Genomic DNA, 16,426 nt, shown 5'->3' on the forward strand with positions numbered 1-16,426 from the left:
ATTATCGCGACCGGCTAAAGAAACGGGATCCAGCCGCGATCCAGCCGGTTCCGGCAACGCGAAATCTGGGCATCGTAGTTGCGAGCATCGCTTTCGACCTGAGAAGCCGCGCGCAAGAGCCAGCTTTTGCCGTTGTAGCTGCGCCGGTTAAAGCCGCCATGTCCCTCGTGATAGGCGAGGTAAAGCGAACGGGGGTCGTCCAGCGAGATGCTGGACAGGTTCCGACTTTGCATCGAGTACCAGCCGATAAAATCGACTGCGTCACCAAAATCGTCCCGGTCGGCGCCGCCACGACCGGTTTCGTTGCGATACCAGTCCCAGGTGCTGTCGAGGGCTTGTGCGTACCCGTAAGCACTGGAGGGGCGGCTACCGGGAATGAATCCAAGAAGCCGCCGGCGTGCCGGCCGGGCATGTGCGTTGAAGCTGGATTCCCGCTTCAGGATCGCCAATTGGACGCCGGGCGAAATGCCCCAGCGCCGCTCGGTTCGCTGAACCTCGCGCCACCAGGAACGATTATCTTCCAGAATGAGGCAGGCATTTTCCACCTGATCCGGCGGACGGTGCCCGCAGGCGCTCAAGGCCAGGCCGAAGACGAGAAGGGTCAAGAGGTGCCGCATGGCACGATGAAGTCACGTCAAGGTTGATCTTTGGTGAACGAGCCGGCCGGCCAGGATGGCGATGAGGATAAAAAGGAGCCGGTGCGCGATAGAGGGGGGCGCGTCACCGGCTCGCATCTCTGCTCCTGGTAGAGTGAGGGGGCAGGAGCGAGAACAAAAACCACTTTAAGTCGTCATTCTTGGTTTCGCAAGCCGTCACTAGAAGGTCAGACGAATAATCAGGCGCGCCACATGGCGAATGAAATCTTCCCGCACGTCTGCGTCGTAAGCGAATGTAAACGTGGAGTAATTTGACCCGGCAGAAAGGCCGAGGCCGACCAGGCCGCCGGAGCCTGCGAGCTCTGCTCCCTGCAAGGTGAACGGGCTGCCAGATTCGCCGAAGCGGGCGGTCGTTTCTGCATCCCCGTTCAGCAAGTCCCCGCGATAACCGACACGCACCGAAGGTGCCCACCAAGATATGTCGGTACCGAAACGCCGTGCCAATAAAAGCGTAGCCGCTGCAGTCAGCGTCGAGGATTCGCGATCGTCGACGACAAGGCCAAGCGGGTTATTGTCCGAGCTGGTGGTGCTTTCGGTATAACCGCTTTCAAACAGAGACATGTAGGTGAGATTGGCCTCGGGACGCAGGATCCAGTTTTCCGCAATCAGGAAATCGCGTCCGACCGAGCTTGATGCCGTGACATGCCAGCCAGACCATTCGGCTGTACTCGTCGCGCTAAAGCTGCCAACGATGATATTACGTTCAGTTTCAAAGCGATCGTAACCAAGCGCGGCGCTGCCGGAAACGTCCCAGCCGCCCAGATCAAGCGCGGCGTAGGTGCCGAGTTGCCCGGTGAGGGCGACCATCGGATCGTCAAATCCGCCGACAGACTCAATTTCGCTGGCCGCACCGACCACGTTGAAACCGACGGCGTAGAAGGGTCCCATCGGCCGGTCGATACCGAGCGCAAGCCCGATACCCTCGCCGCGATAGCCCGGACCAAGCGCGCTGCCGGACCGGTCTGCGTAATAGCCGAACTCCTGAACCCAAACACCGGCGAGTTCGTCGGGCGACAGACGTGCATTCTGCAACCGCGTACCGAGGGCGCCTTGAGCCGCGTCGTTGGATGCCAGAGCAAACTGGATCGCGCTCGCCGCATACTCAGGCAGCAGCTGGTCATACGCCGCGAAGAAGTCGGTAGAATTGCGCAAGCTTGCAAAGGCGGCTCCCAGCTCCTCGACAGCCAGCACGGCCTGGAAGGCGGGATCATAGGCACGCGCCTGGTTGGCATCCATGCCCAGTTCGCCGGCCGTTTTGCGCTCCAAGGATAGAACGAGCGAGTTCGGGTCGGCTGCCGGCCGCACGACGGAGGCGTTGTAGAGATAGGGCGCATCGGTGGCCGTGAGATTGCCGTCTGCAGTGTCGATCTGAAGATCGCCCGCAGTCAGAATCTGGAAGGTCTGATCTGCAGAAATGAGGTTCTGCAGAGACACGCTCAATTCGGAGCCGGATTCGAAACTGATCGTATCGGACGCGGCCAGGAATGCCGTGTCCGGATCGGCGCCCGTCGAGATGAGCACATCGAGCGCGGCTCCGGTCCCGAAGCGAGCGGAAGTGAGGTTGAGCGCACTGCCTGAGTTTAACGTGAGTGTGGCGTTTTCAGCGTCGATTGTCAGGCGGCCGTCCGTATCGGACAGAGCGCCGCCGAAGTTGGCGTTGCGCAGAACAAAATTGTCGTCACCATCGCCGAAAAAGAGATCGCCATTCAGCGCGCCGGCTTCCAGGCGCACCGTATCGGCGCCGCTTCCAAGGCGAACGTTGCCGGTGATCGAAGGCGTCGCAGTATCGCTGGTGTCGGCATCGTACTGACGCAGTGTCAGCCCGGCTGTTTGCGTGCGCGCATCGAGTGCAAGCGCCTCCACAGAAGCACCCTCGACAAGGCTCTCTGTCGCCATAGCGATGACGCCGGAATTTTCGATCGACTGCAGAGAGTCAGATTGAACCAGGATCGCAGCGCCGCCGTCACCATCTCCGGCCACGATTGCCCCGATCGTCCCGGCGTTTCTGAGCTCCTGTATATCGGCGCCTGAATCAACAACGAGACCGAAAGCGCGCCCTGTCCCAATGCGATTGTCGGCGAAGCCGTCGCCATCATAGCCGCGGCTTGCCCGCGCCGTGATGGTCCCTTCGTTCAACAGGAGCGGGGTGCTGACGCCCTGTCCGAGCCGCACCGCAGTTGCCGTCGCGTCGAACGCATTCACGTCAACGCGGCCTGTGTTGTGGACGCCGCCTTCGATCGTCAAAGACCGCTGACCGTCCTCACTTGCGGAGAGCAGTACGCCCTGCGCGTTCTTCCCGTCAAACATTCCCAGCGCGGTGATATCGCCTTCCTGGACCAGGCCATAGTCCAGCGTGCGGTCTTCAAGGCTCTCACGGGCCGGATCCACACCCTCAGGCAGCACCACCCGGCCGATGGTCACATCGCCCGACCCGGCACCCGGCTGAACGTGGAGAGCGGGAGCCTCGGAGCGTACGATGATCTGACCGGCGGCCGCCTCATCCGAGCCGCCATAGATATAAATGCCGTTCTGGACATTGCCTGCGATCCGAATGGCAGCGCCGGAATTCAGGTCATCGTCGCCCACATCATAAGCCGGCATCAGGATTTCAGAGGGGCGCGAACTGGGGCGGTAGCCGCTCGTGGTCACCGTGCCGGTGAGCTGGAAGCCCTGACCGATATCGCCCTCGATCGCGATACCTTCGCCGGCGGGCGCGCGTGAGTTGACGGCACCACCAATGGTCACATCGCCGGTCACACCGCCGCGAACCAGAACTGCTGTGCTGTTCTCGCCGACAATGGACACGCTGCCGCCAAGATTGAGATTGCCGTCAATCCCGCCGGATTCGACCAGCAGGCCGTAAGAGTTCTGGCCCTCAACCGAAATCGAGGAACCGGCCTGGCTGACGATGTCGCCGATGAACGCCGAGGTGCCGGTGACGTGGACGCCGACCTTGTCGGTCTCCTCGGCAAATGGCCCATCGGCTTCGGCAAGATCTCCGTCAGGCTCGCCGTCACCATCGGTATCGAGCATGTCGTCGTCATCGCCGTCTTCGGCTTGGTAATCGTCGCTGAGCGAGATGGCGCCGCCAATGTCCAGCTCGCCCTCATTGCCGCCCTGGACCTCGATCGCGGTCGCCCCGCTCACATTGTCTACGCGGACGACGCTGCCACTCTCGAGCGTCACCGAGTTGTCGGAGTTCAGCAATACCGCGGGGCCGGTCTGGCCGGTGAGAGTGACGCGGCCATTCTCGCTGATCACGATATTGTCGGCATTGCCTTGGCCATCTGCGTTGGCCGTACTGATCGGAGACGTGCGCTCCTCGGTGACCTCCTCATCGGCCCATGCGGCGGAGGCTGCAAGGACGGTGAGGGAGGCGGCGGCGAGAAGACGGGCGCGCATTCAGCAAACTCCGCGTATACGTAAGAGGACCCGCAGGTGCAGGACACAGGGCTTTGGTTTTCTAGCCGATGCCTCGTGGCGCGTCGACACCCTAATCCCTGCGCAGGACAGGCAGCTCAATACAGAGCGGCCGCCCGTGAAGGGCGGCCGCTTCGCATTCAGTGGCCCGGTGAGCCTAGCACTTGTAATACATGTCGAACTCGACCGGATGCGGGTGGATTTCGAAGCGCTCGACTTCTTCCATCTTCAAATCGATATAGGCATCGATCTGGTCGTCATCCATCACATTGCCCTTCTTCAGGAAGGCACGGTCGTGGTCCAGCGATTCCAGGGCGCCGCGCAGGGTGCGGGCGACGGTGGGAATGTCCTTCAGCTCCTCGGCCGGCAGGTCGTAGAGGTCCTTGTCCATCGGATCGCCCGGGTGGATCTGGTTCTCGATGCCGTCGAGACCGGCCATAAGCAGCGCGGTGAAGGTGAGGTAGGGGTTGCCGGCCGGATCCGGGAAGCGCGCTTCGAGACGCTTGGCCTTGGGCGAGGCGACGTGCGGGATCCGGATCGACGCCGAGCGGTTGCGGGCTGAATAGGCGAGCAGGACCGGAGCCTCGTAGCCGGGAACAAGACGCTTGTAGGAGTTGGTGGTCGAGTTCGCGAAGGCGTTGATGGCCCGCGCATGCTTGATGATGCCGCCGATATAATAGAGGCAGGTGTCTGAAAGACCTGCATATTTATCGCCCGCGAACACCGGCGTGTCGCCGTCCCAGATCGACTGGTGCACGTGCATGCCCGAGCCGTTGTCCTTGTACATGGGTTTGGGCATGAAGGTGGCGCTCTTGCCATAAGCCGCCGCGACCATCTGGACGACATATTTGTAGAGCTGAAGGTTGTCGGCCATCTCCACCAGGGTGGCGAACCGTGTACCGAGCTCATGCTGGGCCGGGGCGACCTCGTGGTGGTGCTTTTCAGGCTTGAGGCCCAGCTCGGTCATAACCGCCAGCATTTCAGAGCGCATGTCCTGGCCCGAATCGACCGGGGGCACCGGGAAGTAGCCGCCCTTGTGGCCCGGGCGGTGGCCCATATTGCCGCCTTCGAAGATCGCACCGGTGTTCCAGGGACCCTCTTCGGAATCAATCGCATAGCCGGTCTGTTCGGCGCCCGTCGTCCAGCGCACGTCGTCAAAGACAAAGAATTCTGCTTCCGGTCCGAAATAGGCCCGGTCTCCGACGCCGATGGTCGAGATGAATTTTTCCGCCTTCTTGGCCGTGGTGCGCGGGTCGCGATTATACGGGTCGCCGGTCGAGGGCTCGAGAATGTCGCAGAACATGAACAGCGTGCTCTGCTGGAAGAACGGGTCCATCCGCACGGTGGATGTGTCCGGCATGAGGATCATGTCGGACTCGTTGATCGCCTTCCAGCCATTGATCGAAGACCCGTCAAACATCTGGCCGTCTTCGAAAAAGTCCTCGTCGACCATCGAAGCATCGAACGTGACATGCTGCATCTTCCCGCGCGGGTCGGTGAAGCGCAGGTCAACGTACTGGATGTTCTCATCCTTCATCTTCTTCATAATGTCGTCGGACATGGGATCCTCGATTCGTTAAAGTGGTTTCGGGCGTGTGCGGCGCACGGCAGGGCGACTAGATCGCCTCTTCGCCGGTTTCTCCGGTCCGGATGCGGATGGCGTTCTCGACGGGCATGACGAAAATCTTCCCGTCGCCGATCCGGCCGGTCTGTGCGGCTGTCTGAATCGCTTCGACCGCCGCTTCGACCCGGGAGTCGGCGACGATCAGTTCAATCTTTATCTTGGGAAGGAAATCAACGACATATTCGGCGCCGCGATAGAGTTCGGTATGGCCTTTCTGACGGCCAAACCCTTTGGCTTCAACGACGGTCATGCCTTGCAGGCCGATGTCTTGAAGCGCTTCCTTCACGTCATCCAGCTTGAACGGTTTGATGATCGCTTCGATTTTTTTCATGAGACGCCTCCGCTTGGGTCGAAACGCTAGAGCTTCGCAGACGTTGCACAATACGAAGCCGCGCCCCAGCCCGGCAAAGACAATCGTTTGCATCATCGTTGGGCAGTGTTGCACAAGAAGCGAGCAAGGAGGCGGCTTCGAATGTTCGATCACGCAATTCTGAGGACCCGGCAGATGGGGCAGGCCGATGCGTTCGCTGCCGACTCAGGGGTGGCGGGCACGACGCTCATGGAGCGCGCCGGGTGCGGCGTGGCGCAGGCGATCATGGCGCGCTACGCGGCCCGTCCGACACTGGTCCTCTGCGGCCCGGGAAACAATGGCGGCGACGGTTTTGTCGCCGCGCGCCACCTGCGTCAGGCAGGTTGGCCCGTCGAGGTGTTCAGTTTCAAGGCGATCGAGGACCTGACCGGCGATGCCGGCTGGGCCGCCTCGCAATGGGAAGGACCCGTCTCGCGGCTGGATGCGGCCGTGCCGGAGGAGGGCGCGCTGATTGTCGATGCCTTGTTCGGTGCGGGCCTGTCGCGCCCGCTGGAGGGGGAGCCGGCAAGGCTGGCTAAGGCCAGCCGTGAGCGTTCCTGCGTCACCGTGGCAGTCGATGTGCCCAGCGGCGTGCAGGGTGACCGCGCCAGGGCCGACGGGCCGAGCTTCCTCGCTGACCTGACCGTGACCTTCCACCGCTACAAGCCGGCCCATCTGTTGCAGCCGGCCGCCGGGCAATGCGGCGACAAGGTGTTGATCGATATCGGTATTCCCGAAGGCTGGCACGGCGAGGCGGGCCATTGCGCGCAGGTGAACGGGCCGGGTCTCTGGACGGTGCCGGGCCTGGAGATCGAGGCGGAGGCGCACAAGCACTCGCGCGGCCGGTTGTGCGTGCTGAGCGGTCCGGCCGGGGCGACGGGCGCGGCGCGGATCGTGGCGCAGGCGGGCCTGGCCGGAGGTGCGGGATTCGTCACGCTTCTGTGTCCGCCCTCGGCGCTCATGGAGGCTTCGACCGCGAGTCTGGCCGTTGTAACTAAAGCACTTTCGCGCGATGGCAGCTTTGCCGAGGCGCTGGAGGAGGCGAAGGCCGATTGCGCGGTGATGGGCCCGGGCGCCGGGCTCGGCGAGACCCTGCGCGAGCGTGTGCTGTCAGCCCTGGGCCGCGAGATGGCGCTGGTGCTGGATGCCGATGCGCTGACCGTCTTCAAGGACGACCCGGAGACGCTGTTCGAGGCCTTGCACGCGCGCTGTGTGCTGACCCCGCACGCCGGGGAATTCGACAGGATTTTCAAAGGCCTGCGCGAGAACTGCGAGAACAGGATCGAAGCGGTGCGCGAGGCGGCGGCGCGCAGCGGGGCGGTGGTCGTCCTGAAGGGGCCCGACACGGTGATCGGCTCGCCGGACGGAGAGGTCCGGGTCAATGTGCATGCGAGCGCGAGGCTTGCCACGGCCGGCACGGGAGATGCGCTCGCCGGCCTGGCTGGAGCCCTGCTGGCACAGGGCGCGAGCGCCTTTGACGCGGCCAGCGCGGCGGTCTGGATTCACGGCGATGCGGGGCGCAGAATGGGCGCGGGCGAGACGGCCGTCGAGCTTCTGACGCGCCTGCCGGGCGCGCTGGAAGCCCTGCGCCGCCAGCGTGCACGCGAAGCGGCCATGTCGAGACTAACGCCATGCACGGCGCCGTCAGCAGACCATTAGGCTTGGCTAAAGCCATGCGGCACGGCATGTTCCCGGCCATTCATCGACATTACCCCGACCGTTGAGAGGCGAACCCGCGACATGTCTGACCGTTCCAGCGACGAAACGCGCAATCTTTCCCAGACCGACGAGGATGCGCTGGCGCTGCACGAGGCTTATCCGGCGGGCAAGATCGCCCTTCTCCCCACAAAGCCGATGGCGACCCAGCGCGACCTCGCGCTCGCCTACTCCCCGGGGGTCGCGGCCCCGGTGCGCGCGATCGCGGAGAACCCCGACGCGGTCTACGACTACACCTCGAAGGGCAACATGGTCGCCGTCGTCTCGAACGGCACGGCGATCCTGGGGCTGGGCAATCTGGGCGCGGCGGCGTCCAAGCCGGTGATGGAAGGCAAGGCGGTCCTGTTCAAGCGCTTTGCCGACATCGACGCCTTCGACCTGGAGATCACCTATACCGACCCGGACAAGTTCGTCGATTGCGTGAAGGGCTTCGGCGACACGTTCGGCGGCATCAATCTGGAAGACATCAAGAGCCCGGAATGCTTCGAGATCGAGGAACGCCTGCGCGAGGCGCTCGACATCCCGGTCTTCCACGACGACCAGCACGGCACCGCGATCATTGCCGCCGCCGGGCTGATGAATGCGCTGCATCTGACGGACCGCAAGTTCGAAGACGTCAGGCTGGTCCTGCTCGGCGCGGGTGCGGCCGGGCTGTCGGTGCTCGAGCTGGTCAAGTCGCTGGGCGTGCGCGACGAGAACGTGACGGTGGTCGATGTCGAGGGCGTGGTCCATACCGGGCGCACCGACCTGCACCCGCGCCTGAAGAAGCATGCGCGCGAAACGACGCTGCGCACGCTGGACGAGGCGCTGGTGGATGCCGACGTGCTGATGGGCCTGTCGGCGGGCGGGATCGTGTCGCAGAACATGGTCAAGTCCATGGCCGCCGACCCGATCATCTTCGCCATGGCCAACCCGACCCCGGAAATCATGCCGGACAAGATCCGCGAGGTGCGTTCCGACGCCATCATCGCCACCGGCCGGTCCGATTTTCCTAACCAGGTCAACAACGTACTGGGCTTTCCTTACATCTTCCGCGGCGCGCTGGACGTGCGCGCCCGCGAGATCAACGAGGAGATGAAGCTCGCCGCCGCGCGCGCCATCGCCGACCTGGCGCGCCAGGACGTGCCCGACGAGGTGTCCACCGCGCGCGCCAGCGGCGGTCAGCTGCGCTTCGGGCGCGACTACATCATCCCGTCGCCCTTCGATCCGCGCCTGATCTCCTTCGTGCCGCCCTATGTGGCCAAGGCCGCGGTCGATAGCGGCGTGGCGCGCAAGCCCATCGAGGACACCCATACCTACCGGCGCGAGCTCGCCCGGCGCCTCGATCCCACCGCCGCGCTGCAACAGCGCGTGACGGCCACCATCCAGTCGGAACCCAAACGCATCGTGTTTGCCGAGGGCGAGGAGCCGAGCGTGATCCGCGCCGCCCATGCCTTCCAGAACCAGGGGCTGGGCACCGCGGTCCTGGTCGCGCGCGAGGATGTGGCGCGCGCCAACATGCGCGAGCTGGGCCTGCCGGAAAACGATCTGGAAATCTGGAATGCGCGCCTGTCCGACCGCAATCCGGAATATGTCGACTTTCTCTACAAGCGCATGCAGCGCTCGGGCTATCTGCGCCGGGACGTGCAGCGCCTGGTCAACAATGACCGCAACGTGTTTTCAGCCTGCATGCTGCGCTTCGACGATGCGGACGGCATGGTCACCGGCGTGACGCGCCACTTCATGAACACGCTGTCCGATGTGCGCATCGTGCTGGACGAAGCGCCCGGCGCGCGCCTGATGGGCATGTCGATCGCCATTGCGCGCGGACGCACGCTGGTGATCGCCGATACCAATGTGACCGAGTTTCCCGACTCCGCCGCGCTCGCCGACATCGCAGAAGGCGCGGCCAAGGCCGCCCGCAAGCTCGGGCTGAACCCGCGCGTCGCCTTCACCTCCTACTCCACCTTCGGCAACCCGCCCGGGGTGCGCACCGAGACGGTCAAGCACGCCGTCCAGCTGCTCGACGCGCGCGCCGCCGACTTCGAGTACGAGGGCGAGATGGCGGTCGATATCGCGCTCAATCCCGATCACCGCGAGGTCTACCCGTTCAGCCGCCTGTCCGATGCCGCCAACGTGCTGGTCATGCCGGCCGTCCACTCCGCCTCTATCTCCACCCGCCTTTTAAAAGCGGCCGGCGGCGCCACGGTGATCGAGGGCCTGCTGGTCGGCCTGGAACGCTCCGTCCAGATCGCACGGCTGGGCTCGAACGTGTCGGATCTGGTCAACCTGGCAGGGATGGCGAGTTTCGATCTGACGCACCGGGAGTAGGGGGGGGCGGCGGGAGCACCCCCTGTAGATCGGAAATAGTTGGAGGTTTATTCGTCAGCCTCAAGGCGTTCGGCGAGCATCTTGATCACAAGACGGTTTTCCGGCTGGTAGAGGCGCCACAACCGTTCTTTGCAACAGTGTCGTATCATCTTTCCACTGTTGCATGGGCACAGCCAATGACCTCTGGGAGGCACCCGCTTTGATAGGCACCCTAAAGTGCGTATCGCTTCGGCCCGTCCGCCTTCCCTTTCAATGATTACACGCGCTGCTTCGAGAATTCCTTGGCGGTAATGGGCACGTTCTTGGCCAGGCCATTTTTTGTGATGCTCGAAATAAATTTGGCTAAGAAAATAAGGTCGAAGACATTTTTCAAAATACGAGCTAATTGACCAATCGCGGTGATTAAATAGCCACTCCTCCCATATGCCGTAACAAATGCTCCCATTTTTATTCACGTGACGGTCCGGGTCACGAGGTATGCGTCCGTCCGTCTCAAAAACGATAGGCTCTTTATTCGGGTATCGATCTTGTAGCTCGATCCTAACCTTAAAGGTGCCGAGTAGCTCTTCAGTAGCGCCCTTGGCTTCGAAACGTCCCTCTAGGATCCAACCCTGAGGAATATCTCTCAACGCTAGGAGCGGCTGAAAGTCGTCGATGGCATTAACAATTTGGGCGCGGTCGATACGTGACCTTGTGCCTACTCGACCCACGGCCGGGATTCCTCGGCGATGGCTTTCGTTTCGGGCGCTGCGATTGCCGCTGCAACTGACGCTTTGGTAATTGTTTCACCGAGGGATTTCTTGGCGTCGTCACTATCAAAATAGCTGTGACGAAAAACCTTCTTCCACGACGCCCGAATTTTAGCTGCGTCGGTTTGATTATCTATCCCCTCAAGCCACTCCTCAGCCTTCGCACAAGCGTCCTTGAAACGTTCAAGGCGAGGTCCGTCTTTGGTGTCGGTAATGAGGAAGCCGTCTGCATACACGTTGGATGATCGTTCAAGCATCTTGGCAATCGCTGCAACGGTAGCCCTAAAGGATTCATCATCCTTTCCTTCCGCGGGCACGTAATTTTCTACCGTGAGCGCGGAGGCCAACAAGCCACTTGGCATTTTTCCTGATACCAAGGATCGGACCTTAGAGAAGTATTTCACCATCCGAACAATGCGCCTCAGCTGGAGCCCTGATTCTTCGGGGCTAAGAGCGCTTACTCGTTCTTCGAACCACTGATTTACCGCGGCGGGATCAGATTGTACCCAGTCGTCGCCAATTGAGACATAGTACCCACCGGATGAAGCTTTATAAAAAGTAGGAAAATCAACTTGGTACCCGTCGGAATATGCTACGCGTACACACTTGTTCTTTATTTCTGGTGCCTTCGCTAAGGCTCCCGATTTATGAGTTAAGGCATCGCAGACCCGTTGGCGCGTTCGCCGAGCGCCGATAACGTCGTCCTCGTCGAAAACGATCCCCATATCGATATCCCAGCGGAAGTCGTTTTCTGCTTCCGGCTGTTGTGTCATCGTACGCATCGCGTAGCCGCCCTGATTAATTGTCTCACAAAACTCAGGGTAACCCTCGGCTTCCAAGCCCGACTTGAGACGCTTTAGGTTCGCATCACGTTTGCTACGAATGTCGGCAAGTTGCGTTTGGGTTAGATTTATATGCGTGACGCGAAACTGATCTATTAGCGCAGAGATGCTCATTTGGGGGCTCCATTGCCGGCGGGCACAACATGTTGAGTTGGGGGCCGCCTTCAGCGTTCGCAACCCCTAGGATTATGATTCGGATGATTGCTCCTCTTAACGCTCAGAATGCCAAGATATTATTTGGCCTTTTCTTCTTCCTGACGTTCGCGATTCTGGCGCTTTGGGTCTTTCTCGGCCCCTCAGACCCAAGCAAACCATTCGCATGGCTCCGCGCCGCTCCGAAAACGTTCACTGTCGCCACGATTGTTTTCGGGTTTTCGGTTGGAACCAGCTTCTATCTTTCCCCTTGGCGGGTTCTTTCCCGTGGCTTTCCAGTTTTAAGGAAGACCCTCCTCCCAGACCTCAACGGAATATGGGAGGGCGAAATATCATCCAACTATTCAAGAATTGAGGCTGCGCATCAGGGTAAGGCGGCTGATGGCGTGGCGCTAAAGGTTGTGCCAATACGTCTCAGAATAAAGCACTCGCTATTGGCATTTTCGATGAGCGGCAAGACGCCAGACACTGACGGTGACACGGTCTCTAGTATAGCCGGATTGTATAAGAATGCCGCAGGTGAGTGGTCGATTGATTATATTTATGATCAAACCGTTGCCAGTCCGAAACAAACGGACGAGAATTGGCACAAGGGCGCGGCTAGCCTTAAGCTCTCCGAAGACGGGTCTAGATTAGAGGGTGTGTTTTGGACGCGGCGGCAATGGCACTTGGCCAAGAATACGGCCGGGACCGTTAAACTGAACCGCAGCAACGAATTTCGTTGAGTCGCGTTCCTACCCCCCTTACCCCCATCGCCGCCCCCCGCCTATAAACTGCCCCGCGTCACCCGGCCGCGCAGGGCTTTGGTTGCCGGCTCCTGAAGACGGGAAAGTGGGGACATACACCCGCTTCCCAAACGCAGGCGCCGCCGTCGTCGATCTTTCGAGGCTCCGGGCTGCGCCCCGCATCGGCTGCGCCGAACGGGCCTCACCGTCAAGAGGAGGGGGAGGGTGACGGGGAGCGGTGGTGCCGGGGGCGCTCGCTCGATCCGGCTCTGTTTCGCTTTTGCCTCAAGGCGGGGCCGGTAGCGGGCGGAGCGCCGGCCTCGTGCGGCTCTGTTCCACGCTCTCTGGATCCCGGATCGGGTCCGGGATGACGGCGGGATGACGGCGGGTGGGGGTTAGGAGGTTTTTTCTGTTTCCTGATGCGGGTCGGGCGCCGGGGAGGGCGTGCGCTGCGCTTCGATCTTCTGGGTCCCAGCTTTCGCTGGGAAAGAGGGGGTGTTGGTTTAGCGAATAGAAGAGTGTCATCTGAGGCCGCCGCAGGCGAGCCGGGGTCTCGGGAGGGTGGGCGGTGCGCGCGGGCATCCCTTGCGAGGTCCCGGCTCTCGTTTCACTCGGCCGGGATGACAGGGTTTGGTGACGGGCGGGCCTACTTCATGCGGTCCCGGCGCTCGTTTCACTCGGCCGGGATGACAGGGTTTGGGGTTGGCTGGGTCTGGAGAGACAACACCCTCTTTCCTGACGCAAGTCAGGACCCAGAGAGGGCGCGCGGTGCCCTTCGCTCTTCTGGGTCCCAGCTTTTGCTGGGAAAGAGGTGAGGGGGTGGCGGCGCGCTCACGAAAACGTTTTTTGCCGTCGCGGCGATGGCGGCGGGCGGGGTGGGGGCCTATGTAGGGGCGTCCTGCCATCCCAGCGAAGAGTCGTCTCATGGCCGCTACCCGCAAATCGCGAGACCTGACCCAGGGCGATGTGTTCGCGCACATGGCCCGCATGGTCATTCCGATGTGCCTCGGCATCGTGGCGATGATGGCGGTGGGCGTGGTCGACGCCTACTGGGTCGGCCAGCTGGGCACGGCCCAGCAGGCGGCGGTGCAGTTCGTGTTCCCGGTCAACATGGCGGTGATGAGCATCGCCATCGGGCTCGGCGCCGGGGCGGCCTCGGTCGTGGCGCGCGCGGCCGGGCGGGGCAGTCATGACCGCACGCGGCGGCTGGCGACCGATTCAGTGGTGCTGAGCTTTGCGCTCGTGATCGTGACCTCCGCGGTGGGGATCACGATCATCGATCCGCTCTTCACCCTGATGGGCGCGACCGACGCGATGATGCCGCATGTGCGCGATTTCATGCAGATCTGGTTTGCCGGCATCGTCTTCATCGTCGGGCCGATGATCGCGAGCAATATCCTGCGCGCGCTGGGCGATGCGATCGTGCCCTCGGTCATCATGGTGCTGGCGGCGATTTTGAACATGGCGCTCGATCCGCTGATGATTTTCGGCTGGGGGCCGGTGCCGGCGCTCGGCGTGCAGGGCGCGGCGGCCGCGACGCTGATCTCCAACATGGTGGTCTTCGTGATCGCCATGGCGATCCTGATCTTCCGCGAGAAGATCATGGACCTGTCCTGGCCGGGCTGGAACGAGCTGTTGTGGAACTGGCGCGAGATTGCGCGCGTGGGCATCCCGGCCTCGGGCTCGAACATGATCAGCCCGATCGCGATGAGCATCGCCTTTGCGTCCATGGCCCGCTTCGGCGAGGGCGCGGTGGGCGGCCTGGGCGTCGCGATGCGCGTGGAGGCGTTCGCGATCATTCCCTTCTTTGCGATGTCGGCCTGCATCGGTCCGATTGCGGGCCAGAATGGCGGCGCAGGGATGACGGACCGCGTGCGCGAGGCCTTCTTCAAGTCCTTCCTGTTCTGCGCCGGGTGGGGGCTGGCCATGGCCGTGCTTCTGTTCGCGTTCGGCGGGATGCTGGCCGGGCTGTTCCTGCCCTCGGCGGAAGGCCGCGCGGTGGCCGAGCTCTACTGGAGGATCGTGCCCTTCACCGTGATGGGCTACGGCATCGCGATGGTGGCGAGCGCCGGGTTTAACGGGCTGGGCCGGCCGCTGCAGGGTATCTCGCTCAACGCCATTCGCGGCTTCGTGCTGCTGGCGCCTCTAAGCTGGGTGATCGGCAGCCTGTACGGCTCGACCGGGGTGATTGCCGGCATCGCCGCGGCCAACGGGCTGATGGCGGTACTCGGCGTGATCTACACGCTGAGATTCGCGCCCCTGACGGCCGATAACGGCAAGCAGCGCCCGGTCGCGCCGAAGCCGGCCTCGGCCGAGTAGACTTCTAGCTTTCGCCAGCCTGGGCGCGCCGTTCCAGCACGGCGGCGAGTTCTGCCTTGCCGCCGAGGCTGGGGTGGGGCCAGGCGACGGGCTCGGCCTGCGGCCAGATCCAGCGCGTGGCGGGAAACAGGGCGGTCATGGCTTCCAGGCTGCAGCCATAGGGCGGGCCGCCGCGCTCGGCCTTCTGCATGAACAGCGCCAGCAGCAGGCCGCCGGGACGAAGCTGCTCGAAGGCGGCCTGCTCATAGGTTTCGCGCTGGCGCGGGGCTATCGCGCACAGGAAGGTCTGCTCGTAATAGAGGTCGAAGGGCGTTTGCGGCCGCCAGGCGAGGGCGTCCTCCACCAGGAAGCGGCCCTCGAGCCCGGCTTCGGCGAATCGCTGCCTCTGCCAGGCGATGGCGCTCTCACTGACATCGAGACCGGTCACCTCCAGGCCAAGCCGCGCGAAGGCTTCCAGTTCGCGGGCGCGTCCGCATCCGGGAATGAAGACGCGCTGGCCGGGCTTAAACAGGCCGGCTTTCGCCCAGTCGTGGAAGGCGGGATGAAGCGCGCCGCGCTCCCACGGCGTGTCGTTCTGCCGGAAGCGGGCCTCCCAGTCGAAGGGCGTGCGGTCTGTGTTGTCGATCGTTGTCATTTAACTGCCACGATTGAGGATCACCGGGTGCAAATTCGAGGTTGAGTTGGCGCGCATCTCCCGTTTGGGTGGTCGTGTCGGCGGACCGGGCAATGGCCACGAAGATAGAACGCGAGGGCGTGTCCGGACACCGCATTTTGACAGGGGGCTGAGCATGGGTTCTGAGACCAAGGGCGGCATGGCGATCGATTATGACGAATCGCTCGATGCGCTCGTCGCCATTGTGAGCGGGCCGAGGGATGTGGAAAAGGCGAAAGCGGACTGGGTCCGGCTGTTCGCCGCCTTCGAGAGCTACGACACCAACAAGCTGCTGCTCGATGCGCGCCTGGGCGAGTTCAATTACGAGCTGGAAGACTGGATCGCCTTCACGCGCGAACTGGCCGAGCCGATCACCGGCAAGTGCATCTCGCTCGTGATCCGTCCCGACTTGCGCGATTTCGGCGTGGTGGCGCGCCTGTCGGCCGAGGGTGGCTGGAACGAGTTGCGCTTCTTCTACGAGGTGGAGGAGGCGCGCGCCTGGCTGGACCTGGATTCACACGGCGAGGCCGAAAGCTGACGCGGCGAGGGCGCTGCATAATCGCAGTTTATAAATCGCGCCGCGAAGGCTAGAAACGCCGCGTGCTGCGGCTGTGGCGGAACTGGTAGACGCGCGTGGTTTAGGTCCACGTTCCTAACAGAGTGGGGGTTCGAGTCCCTCCAGCCGCACCATCTTTCCTGGTCTCTTTCGCATCCGCTCAGTCGATCCTCGCTTCGCTGCGGGCGGACGGTCGTCCTTGCGAACCCGTTCGGGTTCGGTTTTTCCTGATGCTCAGCCCCGTGCCGGGGCTTCGATCCTCGCTTCGCTGCGGGCGGACGGTCGTCCTTGCGGACCCGTTCGGGTCCGGGGTTGGGGGTACGGCGATGCGAGGCTTGCGTCACGCCAGGATGCG

At 62.7% G+C, this 16,426-nt stretch carries 11 protein-coding genes and 1 tRNA gene; 6 read left to right on the forward strand and 6 right to left on the reverse strand.

All coding sequences use genetic code 11. From position 1 onward, the window contains the following. Positions 1-14: 14 nt before the first annotated feature. The 4 genes from PGP17_RS12865 to PGP17_RS12880 all read right to left on the reverse strand — a co-directional run bounded on the left by PGP17_RS12865 (position 15) and on the right by PGP17_RS12880 (position 6,031). Positions 15-605, reverse strand: coding sequence for a transglycosylase SLT domain-containing protein (locus PGP17_RS12865; protein WP_270375756.1), 591 nt, complete (start codon positions 603-605; stop codon positions 15-17). Between the two features lie 210 nt (positions 606-815). Continuing rightward, positions 816-4,058 (reverse strand): autotransporter family protein, encoded by a 3,243-nt coding sequence (locus PGP17_RS12870; RefSeq protein WP_270375758.1) that lies wholly within the window; start codon positions 4,056-4,058, stop codon positions 816-818. Positions 4,059-4,233: 175 nt separating this feature from the next. Continuing rightward, positions 4,234-5,637 (reverse strand): type I glutamate--ammonia ligase, encoded by a 1,404-nt coding sequence (glnA, locus tag PGP17_RS12875; protein ID WP_270375759.1) that lies wholly within the window; start codon positions 5,635-5,637, stop codon positions 4,234-4,236. Positions 5,638-5,692: 55 nt separating this feature from the next. Next, positions 5,693-6,031 (reverse strand): P-II family nitrogen regulator, encoded by a 339-nt coding sequence (locus PGP17_RS12880; protein WP_135943604.1) that lies wholly within the window; start codon positions 6,029-6,031, stop codon positions 5,693-5,695. A 141-nt stretch (positions 6,032-6,172) separates the two neighbouring features. Here PGP17_RS12880 and PGP17_RS12885 point away from each other — a divergent pair, with 141 nt between their 5' ends. Next, positions 6,173-7,708 carry an NAD(P)H-hydrate dehydratase gene (locus PGP17_RS12885; protein ID WP_270375761.1) on the forward strand — a complete coding sequence of 512 codons (1,536 nt, stop codon included), beginning with the start codon at positions 6,173-6,175 and terminating at the stop codon, positions 7,706-7,708. A gap of 81 nt (positions 7,709-7,789) precedes the next feature. After that, positions 7,790-10,075: an NADP-dependent malic enzyme gene (locus tag PGP17_RS12890; protein WP_270375762.1), complete on the forward strand. Its 2,286-nt coding sequence runs from the start codon at positions 7,790-7,792 to the stop codon at positions 10,073-10,075. 697 nt (positions 10,076-10,772) lie between these two features. Here PGP17_RS12890 and PGP17_RS12895 read toward each other — a convergent pair. Further along, positions 10,773-11,780 carry a cyclic GMP-AMP synthase DncV-like nucleotidyltransferase gene (locus PGP17_RS12895; protein ID WP_270375763.1) on the reverse strand — a complete coding sequence of 336 codons (1,008 nt, stop codon included), beginning with the start codon at positions 11,778-11,780 and terminating at the stop codon, positions 10,773-10,775. An 83-nt stretch (positions 11,781-11,863) separates the two neighbouring features. On the opposite strand from PGP17_RS12895, the gene PGP17_RS12900 reads away from it, so the two are divergent. Next, the gene (locus tag PGP17_RS12900) at positions 11,864-12,544 is read left to right on the forward strand and encodes a hypothetical protein (protein ID WP_270375765.1); all 681 of its coding nucleotides are present in this window, start codon (positions 11,864-11,866) and stop codon (positions 12,542-12,544) included. Positions 12,545-13,468: 924 nt separating this feature from the next. After that, positions 13,469-14,863, forward strand: a complete 1,395-nt coding sequence (locus PGP17_RS12905) for an MATE family efflux transporter (protein WP_270375766.1) — start codon at positions 13,469-13,471, stop codon at positions 14,861-14,863. Positions 14,864-14,867: 4 nt separating this feature from the next. Here the strand turns inward: PGP17_RS12905 and PGP17_RS12910 are convergent, their stop codons facing one another. Next, positions 14,868-15,497, reverse strand: a complete 630-nt coding sequence (locus PGP17_RS12910; protein WP_270375767.1) for a methyltransferase domain-containing protein — start codon at positions 15,495-15,497, stop codon at positions 14,868-14,870. 154 nt (positions 15,498-15,651) lie between these two features. Between PGP17_RS12910 and PGP17_RS12915 the strand changes: the two genes are divergently transcribed. Together PGP17_RS12915 and PGP17_RS12920 are read left to right on the forward strand one after the other, a co-directional pair. Further along, the gene (locus PGP17_RS12915; protein WP_270375768.1) at positions 15,652-16,053 is read left to right on the forward strand and encodes a hypothetical protein; all 402 of its coding nucleotides are present in this window, start codon (positions 15,652-15,654) and stop codon (positions 16,051-16,053) included. A gap of 67 nt (positions 16,054-16,120) precedes the next feature. Further along, positions 16,121-16,205, forward strand: a tRNA-Leu gene (locus PGP17_RS12920). Positions 16,206-16,426 lie beyond the last annotated feature (221 nt).

The sequence above is a fragment of the Marinicauda sp. Alg238-R41 genome (assembly GCF_947331485.1).
Lineage (GTDB): Bacteria > Pseudomonadota > Alphaproteobacteria > Caulobacterales > Maricaulaceae > Marinicauda > Marinicauda pacifica.

What these genes read in the sequence shown, in the direction of transcription:
- PGP17_RS12870 (WP_270375758.1), bottom strand. Translation starts at nt 4,058, where the DNA reads ATGCGCGCCCGTCTTCTCGCCGCCGCCTCCCTCACCGTCCTTGCAGCC.
- glnA (WP_270375759.1), bottom strand. Translation starts at nt 5,637, where the DNA reads ATGTCCGACGACATTATGAAGAAGATGAAGGATGAGAACATCCAGTAC.
- PGP17_RS12880 (WP_135943604.1), bottom strand. Translation starts at nt 6,031, where the DNA reads ATGAAAAAAATCGAAGCGATCATCAAACCGTTCAAGCTGGATGACGTG.
- PGP17_RS12885 (WP_270375761.1), top strand. Translation starts at nt 6,173, where the DNA reads ATGTTCGATCACGCAATTCTGAGGACCCGGCAGATGGGGCAGGCCGAT.
- PGP17_RS12890 (WP_270375762.1), top strand. Translation starts at nt 7,790, where the DNA reads ATGTCTGACCGTTCCAGCGACGAAACGCGCAATCTTTCCCAGACCGAC.
- PGP17_RS12895 (WP_270375763.1), bottom strand. Translation starts at nt 11,780, where the DNA reads ATGAGCATCTCTGCGCTAATAGATCAGTTTCGCGTCACGCATATAAAT.
- PGP17_RS12900 (WP_270375765.1), top strand. Translation starts at nt 11,864, where the DNA reads ATGATTGCTCCTCTTAACGCTCAGAATGCCAAGATATTATTTGGCCTT.
- PGP17_RS12905 (WP_270375766.1), top strand. Translation starts at nt 13,469, where the DNA reads ATGGCCGCTACCCGCAAATCGCGAGACCTGACCCAGGGCGATGTGTTC.
- PGP17_RS12910 (WP_270375767.1), bottom strand. Translation starts at nt 15,497, where the DNA reads ATGACAACGATCGACAACACAGACCGCACGCCCTTCGACTGGGAGGCC.
- PGP17_RS12915 (WP_270375768.1), top strand. Translation starts at nt 15,652, where the DNA reads ATGGGTTCTGAGACCAAGGGCGGCATGGCGATCGATTATGACGAATCG.